The following is a 10,696-nucleotide window of genomic DNA, read 5'->3' as shown; positions in this document are numbered from 1 at the left end:
GGCGTGTACCAGTATAAGCCACCGAAAATCTATGACGAAGAATTGGAGAAGTATGTAGAAGCGCCGGTCACCGACCCCTTTCTGCAATCGCTACTCGGAAAGAAATATACGCGTATTCCCGTAGCCGATCATCACGGAAATATCAGCTATGTGCTCGCCCTTTTTGATGAAGACGTCGAGGATAAGGCCGTCTATCATGCCGGCAACATCCTGCGTTCTCTTGTCGATCACGGCAACATCTTGAGAAACGATCGCGTGCAGGATTACCTCGCCGCCGGACAGGCGCAGGCAGGCGATAACGACTGGTCGTTTATCTTAGCAGAACGCGACCGCACCATGAAGGACCTCTTCACGGAAGCAGCCGACAATGAAACCGACGCAGAAGGCGGCCGGGAGTATGCCGGTTATACGATGATCTACGCCGACTATGAAGCCAACCAGCAGGCCGTATTCGATCTGGAGTTGCAGCAGAGAGTCAACGTACAGAAAAAGGAGTGGGATCTTCGCGAACAGGAACTGCTCGATCGCCGTCAGGAATGGGAGAGCCGCGTAGCCGCCATGCTCAAGGCCGGCAAACGCTCGTGGACCGACGCCGAGGATCGCTATTTAACCGAATGGCGAGACTGGGAACGCGAATTCGATCGTAAGATAGAAGACGGCAATAAAGAGTGGGATGAACGCATAGCGAAGCACATGGCCGACCGCGAACAGTGGGAGGTCGACCTCAAGAAGAAGGCCTCAGAAGCGGCCAGCGAAGCCGCATTAACCGAGGTGCTTGGCGGATTCAACACCCAGCTGCAGACGTTAGCCAGTAACGCCGGCATCAGCATGGCTCCCATCAATCTCAATGATGCGGTCGAGAAGGCGAAGAGCCAGATCATCGCCAATCTGCCCACGGAATTGGAGCAGCTTGCAAACATTAACGAATCGATCGAGCGGTTTAACACAAACCTCTCGCTCTCAGAGATGTGGGGCACCGACACTCAATCCGCCCTTGCCGGCCTTGCTACGGACTTCCGCAATGAGATGGGTAACTTCCAGAAGCAGATGGTGGTCTATGGCAACGCTAAGATTCTGGAACAGTATCAGAAGCTCATGTCTGATCTACTGGAGCAGATCGAGCGCCAGAATAAGGCCATCGAGCAGCAGACCGAGATGGCCGCCCTCGGTGCCGGCTTTGTGAAATCGGGGAACACGTTTATCAAGCAGAGTAAACTCGTCTCAACGGCGATCGGCATGGTAGAGGCGTATCAGTGGTATGACGGTAAGGCAGCCCTTGATGGTTACCTGTCGTCCATCGGGGCCGGATACGGCGGCCGTATTATTCTGAACGAAGAGGGCAATCCAGAGGAGCAGAGCCGCGACTCCGTCATGGCCGACCTGCCGGCATTCCTTGAAACGGCCGACGCGGTGGAGGTGGAGTCGTTCTTTGGCGTGCAGAAGCTCATACTCCAGAAGGCCTTCGAGAAGATCATGGGCACGGGAACTGCAGCGGAGCGGAAGAATTCCAAAGACAAAAAAGTCATCGGCGATCTTGCATGGTGGATCGGTAAGCCGGCGGGATCGAGCGAGTTTGTCTCACAGGTAGAGCAGGCCGCTCCACATCTTGGGGCGGAAGAGCAGAAGAAGCTCGGCATGGGAGAAAACGTAACAGGATTGGACGTCTTGAAGTATCTGTCTGATCCGGGTTTCGGTGAGTTAGGCGAGGGCGGGAATCGTCCGAGTGGCATCTATCTGGGCTTTTATAACAAGCTCGATCTTGTGAGCCGGTATGTGGACGGTAAAGACTCCGAGCGTATGGAGCGTATTCAGGGCTCCGTCGACCCGATATCGGCGACAATCAATCAGTTTAATCCGGTGACTATGCTTGCGACCGCGGTCCAGAATGTACAGATAGCCACCCAGGTGCACGGAACGGGCGCAGGTTATATGTGGGAGGCGCAGTTACTCAGTGCGGTGAAGACTCCTCTCAGGATTGCAGGTTCCATGCTTGTAGCAGCAGGAACGGCCGTTATGGCAGCCGCAGGATGGACGGGAATCGGTGCCCTTATTGGCGGTGCTGTTGCTCTTGGCGGTGCTGTTGTAAGTGCTACGGCAAATTCTATTCATGTTGATGCAAAAAGTGGCAAGCGCAGTTACCAGATGACGGACGAAGGTGCGCTCGCTACATTGACGGACGTAGTCGGTGGGGCTCTCGGAGGATACGCAACCTACGCGGCCAGAGCGTCTAATACAGCGGCGGCTGCCGTTCAGGCTGCCGATACGACGGCCAAGCTGGTAGCGGCCTCTGAGAAAGCTGTTGCGGCAGCGGTGACGGCTCAGACGGCTCAGAGTGTTGCTCTCGGCAGTTCTGCTGCAATGGGGATATTACAAGCAGGCGCTGAGTTCGATAGCCGAGGACGTTTTACCGGACAATGGAGTCTTGAGGGCTCTCGCGGCGATTCTGCGTTGATCGGCGCAGGAATAACTTTTGTTGCTGCTGGAACAGCAGGTGCTGCCGGCCTGAAGCAGGGAACGCTGGCGAGTGACCTGACTAAGTCGGGCGTTTCTACGGGCATGAACATGATGCTGCAGTATCAGAAGATGCTTGCAGGCCATGAGAACAGTTACGCGGCCATGGCAGAGTCCGATTTCTCTGATCTCGGCGGTATACTCGGTACAGTAATGCAGTCGCAGTCTCAGGACTGGCAAGACCAGCTGGCGAACTCCCTTGACCGAACGCATCGTGCCAGTGATTCTATGGCCGGCCTCGGTGTCTTCGCTCGACGTGACGATGAAGGAAATATGCGGTTGGACGGAGCGGCACAACCCGCCGGCTCTGCCTGGGGCCGCTTCTGGGAAGGCGGCATGAGTACGCTTGCCGGTTATGGAGTATTGGCAGGCGTGATTGGCGACGGCATTGGGGCGGTGTGGGATGGTCTGAAATATGGCTACAACAAAGTATCTGGCTGGATCGGCGACGGCTTGGACTGGGCTGCCCACCGAAGCGACGCTCTCGGAAAGGCCTATGACGATTGGCAAGATCGCCGAGCAATGAAGGATGTAGAGGAGGAGAAGGCTCTGTTTCAAGCCCTTGCGACCAAGAACGAAGCGATAGCTCGCAAGCTGAATACAGTGGAAGGTTACAATGAGTTGGCCGAAAAGATCTATGCCAAACAGAAGAAGGATCACCCCGACTGGACCTACGATCAGCATCTGGATGCCATAAAACTTCGCATTGACGAGATGAAGGCTGCGTTGATCAATAACATTGCCGCTGAGGACGTTTATATAAACTATCATCAAGATGACGTTGAAAAATTGGATAAGTATGAGCGGTTGATATTTGAGGCCCAGAAGGAGGCCATGCAGCGCTCGATGGCGGCGTTTGGAATGGAACGACTCTCTCGGGAAGAGCTGAAGGAAATGGGGTTCGCGCTAAACGACAAGGATAAGTTCAGCGAATTCGAAACGAAAGATGGAATGCAGTCCTGGCTGTATCGTATTCCTGGTAATTCCTGGCGCAAGACCCAGTATATCCTGGCCTTCCGGGGAACAGAGCCAAGCGAGTGGGGCGATATCGCGGCCGATCTCGGCACTACGGGAATGGGAGTTCGCACGGCTCAGTATACGCAGGCAAGGGATTTGGCCTTGAATGCAGCAAGGCTCGTTGGCGACAAAGGTGAACTGAGCTTCACGGGACACTCTCTGGGCGGAGGACTGGCCTCCCTGGCGGCTTCCGTTACGAATAAGAACGCCATAACGTTCAACGCAGCCGGTGTGCAATCGACAGCGTATTCTGTTTATGGCGGATCGACGGAAGGTATAGAGCAACGAGTGAAGGCCTATTATCTGAACGGTGATGCACTCTCGGCTGTGCAGGATAATCCGATTTTTGATCCCTTTGCTACATTACTAACGCCGATAAAGTACGCAACGAACTGGTCTCAAGGAGAGGCAGTGATTCTACCGGCGTATCTGCCCTCCGCAACCGGTGAACGTCGTCAGTTGATGGCCATGACTGGGGGCGAAGTGCGCTCAAACATCTTTCAAAGATTCCTTCGATGGGGGGCTCTTCATAGCAATACGAACGTGATGACCTCGTTGCAGAGAGAATTGCAATGAGAAGGCAAGAAGGAGATAACAATGAAGACGATGAATGCATTCACGATAGGAGGGATGGTTAGCATGTTTTCCCTATTATCCTGTTTTTCTTTCGGTAAGGTACAGTGTGCCGGCTGCACGGTAGATAAGGCCTATCGTAATCCGCAGGCCCTTGCCCTCGTGCATGCTGCAGTGAGCGGCAAGGTCGATGAGGTGAATCGTCTCGTACAGGGCGGTGCCGATCCTAATTACATAGAAGAGGGAGCCGTACCGATGCTGATCTGGACGATGTGTGCCCAAAACAAGAAGGGCTATGAGGCCTTACTTAAAGCAGGCGCTGACCCCAATCTCGGCGGAACAGGGGATGGTTATACTAGTCCGGGTGTTGTGGGCCACCCCTTTACCAGAGATTCCAGCAGTCGTGTTCACAGAGGCTGGTCTGCGACAGTGATGGCGGCGGCCATTGAAGATCCGTATTACCTGCGTCTGGCGTTGCAATACGGCGGTGATCCTGATGCGAAAAAAGGTGAGGCCGCTGATCGACCGCTTCTAAAGGCATCGTATGAGGGCTTTATTGAGAATGTGCGGATACTACTTGATGCTGGCGCCGATGTGAATATTCATGATGAGCGGTATCCAAACTACAATGCTGCCATGATGGCGATTCGTAGCTATGGTCGGTATGACATCGTAATTCTTTTGGTACAGAGGGGCTTTGTTTTCGATTTAGAGGGAATCTGGTTTTATCGTGATTATCCTGTCAGCGAAGAAATGAGGCCGTATCGCGATACGGTTCTGCGTATGTTAAAGGAGCGTGGTTTCAAATAGCTGGGTGGCCTGCTTACTTGCGTGTAGAAATGAAAGAGAGCTGTCCAGATTTTCGGTCATACTCAAAGAGTTCATTCGAGATATTGGAGGAAAGTAGAATCCGCAAGCGTGCCGGGGGGCTGCGGTCAGTCAACGGATTGCCCGGGTTATCAGCGGATACCGCAGACCTGATTTCTGTTGATTTCCGGTCGGTTCGCTCTCGCCTGCTCGATTTTCTCACTGAAGAGCCGTTTATCGGGCATCTTTCCCGCGAGAACATCATCGGGAGAAAGGCCGCAGAGCTGACCGTGAGGCCGACTGTTAAACTCGAGGCCTTTTCGAGAATACGGATCACGTCGGCATAAGAATAAGGCTTCTGTGGAAAGAGATACTCGTGCTTCACGGTCTTGTTTCCGGCCTCAGGAGTACTGTTGGAAAAGACCACTTCGATTTCAGCGATTCTTCTTCTTCGGTGAAACATGGATGTCGGGTAACGCCAGTGGACTCTCCAGACGGACCCCAGCGCCAGGGATACGCAGGGTGGCAAAGCCAGCCCCCGCAGCGAAGCGAGGAGGCCGGAGCGCAGCGGAGCCCGAAGTAGCCCGCCGCTTAACTCGCACCCTGCAGGCTTGCTTGTAGAAATGAAAGAGAACTGTCCGGATATCCGAACATGCTGGAAAAGGTCATTCGAGTAATGAGAAGAAAGGCGAATCTGTAAGGAGGTCGAGGATTTGAGGTCAGTTAACGGCTTGCCCGGGTTATCAGCAGATGCCGCAGACCTGATTTCTGTTGATTTCCGGTCGATTCGCCCTCGCCTGCTCGATTTTTTCACGGAAGAGCCGTTTATCGGGCATCTTTCCCGCGAGAACGTCATCGGGAGAAAGACCGTAGAGCTGACCGTGAGGCCGACTGTTAAATTCGGGCACGGCCTTTTCGAGAATTCGGATAACGTCGTGATAAGAATAAGGCTTCTGTGGAAAGAGATACTCGTACTTCATGGTCTTGTTCCCGGCCTCGGACATGCTATTAGAGCAGTAGACCTCGATCTGTGCGATGACTCGTCGGATGCGCACATCGTCTCGTTCAAGGAAGACGGAAACCTCGCCCTTATTCTCCGTTCCATCATCGCACATGAGATCGATTTCTCTGTGGAAGAGGTTAAACTTCTCGCAAACCTGAATGAGATTTCTTGCCGGGTTAAGGGATGTCGCATCAAGGGAAGCGACCCAGCCGAGAATGGCTCGAGAGAAATTGTCTTTGATGAAGTGGATGTAGACCCTTGTTCCATCGAGAGTTCTGAGTATCGTCGTATCCATGTGCAGAAGTCGAAAGGGAGCCGTTGCTCGAATTCCGATTCGTCTCGCCTGCTTGCGGAATCTGTGTCTTTCTTTCTGGAATGCTCTCGCATAAGAGAAGAACGTATTCTTGCTCATGAAGGCTTTTCCATCGGTCATCATACGGTAGTAGATACCTGTAAGTGACCAGAATCGGAATCGGCCGTCGGTAACATAGTCTTTGAGGACTTTCTGTTCCTGGTGCGTGAGCTGAGCAGGATGGAGCCTGCGGCAGAGGCCGATGGCCGAGGATGTACAGCTCTGCCTCATCCATCTATAGTATTTCTGTGTGGAGATGCGGAGCATCTGGCAGGCACGGTTAAAGCCGATGTCGTCTTTGATGGATGCAATAAGGTTGACAATTTCAATCCTGTTTTCTTTCCAGATTCGCCTGTTCCCGCGAACGGAGTCGAGAACCGTTCTGTAGAAGTCGATGACTCTGAGTATGGCCTCGTTGGTTTTGAGCAGAGCGGAATTCTCGCTGATTCTGTGGAGCGTATCGATATTCGTGAGAAAGGGTTCGTCGGGATCGAAGCCGACGGTTCCGGAAAGATCTTTATGCTTCCATTCATGGAATGTAGAACGTGGGATGATCTTTTCCTCTTCTCTTGTGAGCAGACCGTTCTGAGCCTTGAAGATGAGAAGAGTAGCGTAGGAAGCCTTCTTGCGTTTGTGGCGGATGTGTATGAGCGGCCTGGCTGCTTGCATCGTCAGGCTGCATGAAGTAGGAACATCTGCTCCCTGCAAGTAATTTCTCGGCTGCGCTCTGGAGAAATTCGCCTGTTATGTAACCATGAATCTCGGGTAACGCCAGTAGATTCTCCAGACGGACCCAGCGCCAGGGATCGAAGTGTCGAAGAGGGGACCCACCGTAAGGTGGGGAGTCGCTCGACGCAAGAGCCCGCCGCTTAACTTGCATCGGTGTTGACTCTGTCGCCTGTGCGTTAAGCGGGGCGCCCGCAATAAGAGGCCGCAAAGCCCGGCGAAACCACTCCCACCCGAATCCCCGCCTGGTGCTCAACCAGACAACAGAGCACCACCCGCGGGGTGAGGGCTGAGGAGTGGTTTCGCCTGCCGCCCTCGGCGCCGGCTTTGTGAAATCGGGGAATACGTTTATCAAGCAGAGTAAACTCGTCTCAACGGCGGTCGGCATGGTAGAGGCGTATCAGTGGTATGACGGTAAGGCAGCCCTTGATGGGTTCCTCTCCTCTATTGGAGATGGCTATGGCGGAGCCTTGCTCCGTAACTCGAGCGGCGACATGATCGAGAAAAGCCGCGACGAGATCATGTCTGATCTACCGTCGTTCCTTGAAGCCGCCGATACGGTACAGGTAGAATCATTCTTCTCGGTCCAGAAGCTGATACTCCAGAAGGCCTTTGAGAAGATCATGGGGACGGGAACGACCTCAGAGCGGAAGAATTCTAAAGATAAAAAAGTCATCGGCGACTTAGCATGGTGGATCGGTAAGCCGGCGGGATCGAGCGAGTTTGTCTCGCAGATCGGGCAGGCTGCTCCACATCTTGGAGCGGAAGAGCAGAAGAAACTCGGCATGGGAGAAAACGTAACAGGATTGGACGTCTTGAAGTATCTGGCTGATCCGGGTTTCGGTGAGTTAGGCGATGGCGGGAATCGTCCGAGTGGCATCTATCTTGGATTCTATAACAAGCTGGATCTTGTGAGCCGATATATCGACGGTAAGAACGCAGACAGAATGGAGCGCATCGCGGGATCAATTGATCCCCTCACGGCGACGATGAATCAGTTCAATCCGGTGACGATGCTTGCGACCTCGATACAGAATGTGCGAGTCGCCTCTGAGGTTTACGGTAAGGATGCCGGTTACATGGCCGAGGCGCAGGCGTTAGGGGCGGTTAAGGGTGCGCTGCCTGCGATTGGAGCTGCAGTAGGCAGTCTTGTCGGCCCTGCAGGCACGGCGATCGGTAGTGCCATCGGTTCTGCTCTTGCCTCTACGATTCATGTCGATGCGAAGACCGGCAAACGAGATTACCAGACGACGGATCAGACTTTTATTTCTGCCTCCGTAGCGGCCGGTCTTGCTGGTATGAATTCGGGCCTCTTGCAGAATCTTGTGAGCGCCGCATCGGCCGGAATTGAATACGATGCGAATGGGAATTTCACAGGCAAATTCAATGCGGGCAATGCAGCCATAGCATTCGCCGGTGATTACGCTGGCGGGCAGTTCAATGCCACTCATATGTCTCAGTATCTTGCCCGTGACATCACGACGCAGGTATTAACTGCAGGTAAAGAATACTATAATTACTCGCAGGGCTACGAGAATGGTTATGCTGCATTTGCGAATCCGGACCTGACAAGGCTTGGCTCTCTTGCCGGTGGGTTAAGTATGTCGATGCAGAAGGATTCTCGTGAGGGGAGAACTCTTAAGATTCTGGAAGACGGCAAGAGGGATAACAAAACAGACGCTGAGATCGAGGCCGATCTGAAGCTGGCGGGTCTTGACGATGTGCTGAACGAAATAAAGGCAAGGATCAATCAGAAGGCGAATCAGACGGATCAAACGAATCGGATGGCACAGATTCTACAGGGGTTTGGGGTATTTCGTGATCTGAATGTCAACAGTATAAGCATCGAAGGACCCATCCCGGACGCTGCCCGTTCGGTATGGGATACCTTGACGACCGTTTTAGGCCATGTTGCGGACGGGGCCGCTAATCTCACGAAATTTGGTTTAGGGGCGGCACTATTCCTGCCAATGCAAGCTGCAATAGTGGGCCTGGGAGCCCTTACCACTGTCGGCCATACTCTGGGCCTTGGCATGCAAATTGGCGAGAGCGCGGGGATGGGGGCAGGCCACGCTGCTGCAATAGGTGGTCTGTCCGCAGCTCGTATTGCAACTACGTTGGCTAAGTATGCTCTCGGCGTCCCTCTCGCTTTGCTTCTTGGTGTTCCATCCGTCATCGCCGATGCTTTTGATGGGCGCTATGGGTCTGATGCCGAAAATAATCCTAATGCTGTGACGCGGTTTGGGAACACTGTAATGGATGCTTATATGGGGTTCTTCGGTGGTATTGAGAGTAGCATAGATGGGGCGATCGGCGCCACGTATGATTCAATGGTTGCATCTATCAAAGAGCCGTGGACGCATGAGCGCGAGCTTGCCAGGGTTAAACAGGTTTATGATTTACTCAAAGGTCAAAAATTATCAAAGGAAGGACTCACGGAGAACGAAGATGGACTCTACGTTCGTAACAAGTCAAACTTTTTCACTGCATCTGGCTATCGCTTGGAGCTGGATGCTGACGGCAAGGTGAAGAATTACATTGTGGAAGAAGGAAGGGGTATTCTGGGAACTGACCGTGTCTATATCAATGGTGAGCGCTTGAATGACGGGGATATGTTCTTCCGTGATCTGGACATGAATATGAAGGTGATCGCTGATGGCCCTGATGGGACCATCCGTCAAAAGCTGGCGGAGTATAAGGGTAAGAACTATCTGATTACACAGAATGGAGTATGGAATGGAGGTCTTGGCGCTATCGACCTGAGTGATTTTACGAGAAGGAAGGTGGCGTCGACGATTGGTAACTACGGAGGCTCCATGGGTGTTTACAACTCCACGAGCGTTGCCGGTGATCTTCTCAATCTCGGAGTCAGCTATGCCTTACAGGCAGCCGGACTTCCTGGAACAGAGGCTGCATCGGGAACCTGGGGGAAAATCTTTGATTCGGGAATAATGGACAACGGCGGCCTGATCGTAGCTCACAGTCAGGGGGCGCAGATTGTCACCCATGCCTTGCAGACCTGGAAGGGAAAGGCAAGAAACATAGATAAACGACTTGGTGCTGATCTGCTTCTGCTTGGCGGAGCACATACGATCAAACCGATTCAAGCCGTGAACTTTACCCTTGATACAAGAAACCGCATTGATTATATGACGGGAGCCTTTCACTGGGGTGGTGATGGCATTAACGGTCGTCCGGATAATGGCGAGCGTTATCAGATGGTCATGGATACTAATGCAGGAGGGCTGTTTCGAGGTGAAGGCTGGAGCCTCACTTTCAATCATACAGCTGTAGAGACGTATGGTTGGGCACTGGACGATTATGTGAGACATAAAGGAGAATTTCGAGACTATGTCCCAGTGATAGTTAGACTTTGAGGCGGGACCCACTGAATGCATCCTATGCCGAGATCCGCTCGTCAATCTTTTTATCCAGGAAGCTGTTTAAGAACTCATGGATATGAGTGTATGACCGCACCTTACGGAATTGTTCCTCCTGTGATAGCAGGAGACTGCCGACCCATCGGAGCACCTGGTCTGTCTGAGGCCTTGACCGTTTAACCCGGTTAAGCTGAGATCTGGGATTCGAGGATGCCGAATCGATCAGATTGGTTGTGTAAAAAGGATGTTCTCAATTTCGGCGGCATATTGATGCGATGCAGCGTTAACAGTGCCTCTAAAACCCTCCTGAAGACTCTGAGAGGCACT

General features: G+C 53.0%; 4 protein-coding genes and 1 pseudogene. 3 read left to right on the top strand and 2 right to left on the bottom strand.

Annotation, left to right across the window (positions count from 1 at the left end; all coding sequences use genetic code 11):
- A partial coding sequence (locus LEPIL_RS00605) for a Tle-like phospholipase domain-containing protein (protein ID WP_002768917.1) occupies positions 1-4,104 on the top strand: 4,104 nt, incomplete at its 5' end.
- 21 nt (positions 4,105-4,125) lie between these two features.
- Complete coding sequence (locus LEPIL_RS00600; RefSeq protein WP_002768915.1) at positions 4,126-4,911, top strand: ankyrin repeat domain-containing protein; 786 nt, start codon at positions 4,126-4,128, stop codon at positions 4,909-4,911.
- 740 nt (positions 4,912-5,651) lie between these two features.
- On the opposite strand, the gene LEPIL_RS00590 is transcribed toward LEPIL_RS00600, so the two are convergent.
- Positions 5,652-6,932: a hypothetical protein gene (locus tag LEPIL_RS00590; RefSeq protein WP_002768914.1), complete on the bottom strand. Its 1,281-nt coding sequence runs from the start codon at positions 6,930-6,932 to the stop codon at positions 5,652-5,654.
- A 353-nt stretch (positions 6,933-7,285) separates the two neighbouring features.
- Between LEPIL_RS00590 and LEPIL_RS00585 the strand changes: the two genes are divergently transcribed.
- Positions 7,286-10,366 carry a hypothetical protein gene (locus LEPIL_RS00585; RefSeq protein WP_002768912.1) on the top strand — a complete coding sequence of 1,027 codons (3,081 nt, stop codon included), beginning with the start codon at positions 7,286-7,288 and terminating at the stop codon, positions 10,364-10,366.
- 22 nt (positions 10,367-10,388) lie between these two features.
- Here LEPIL_RS00585 and LEPIL_RS23255 read toward each other — a convergent pair.
- Positions 10,389-10,696: pseudogene (locus LEPIL_RS23255) on the bottom strand (IS256 family transposase); the annotation flags it as partial.

The organism is Leptonema illini DSM 21528 (assembly GCF_000243335.1).
GTDB lineage: Bacteria > Spirochaetota > Leptospiria > Leptospirales > Leptonemataceae > Leptonema > Leptonema illini.
The sequence above is the reverse complement of the archived record's forward strand: the minus strand, read 5'-3'. Positions and strand labels throughout refer to the sequence as shown.

Coding starts and splice junctions, on each gene's coding strand:
- LEPIL_RS00600 (WP_002768915.1), top strand. CDS start 4,126: ATGAAGACGATGAATGCATTCACGATAGGAGGGATGGTTAGCATGTTT.
- LEPIL_RS00590 (WP_002768914.1), bottom strand. CDS start 6,932: ATGCAAGCAGCCAGGCCGCTCATACACATCCGCCACAAACGCAAGAAG.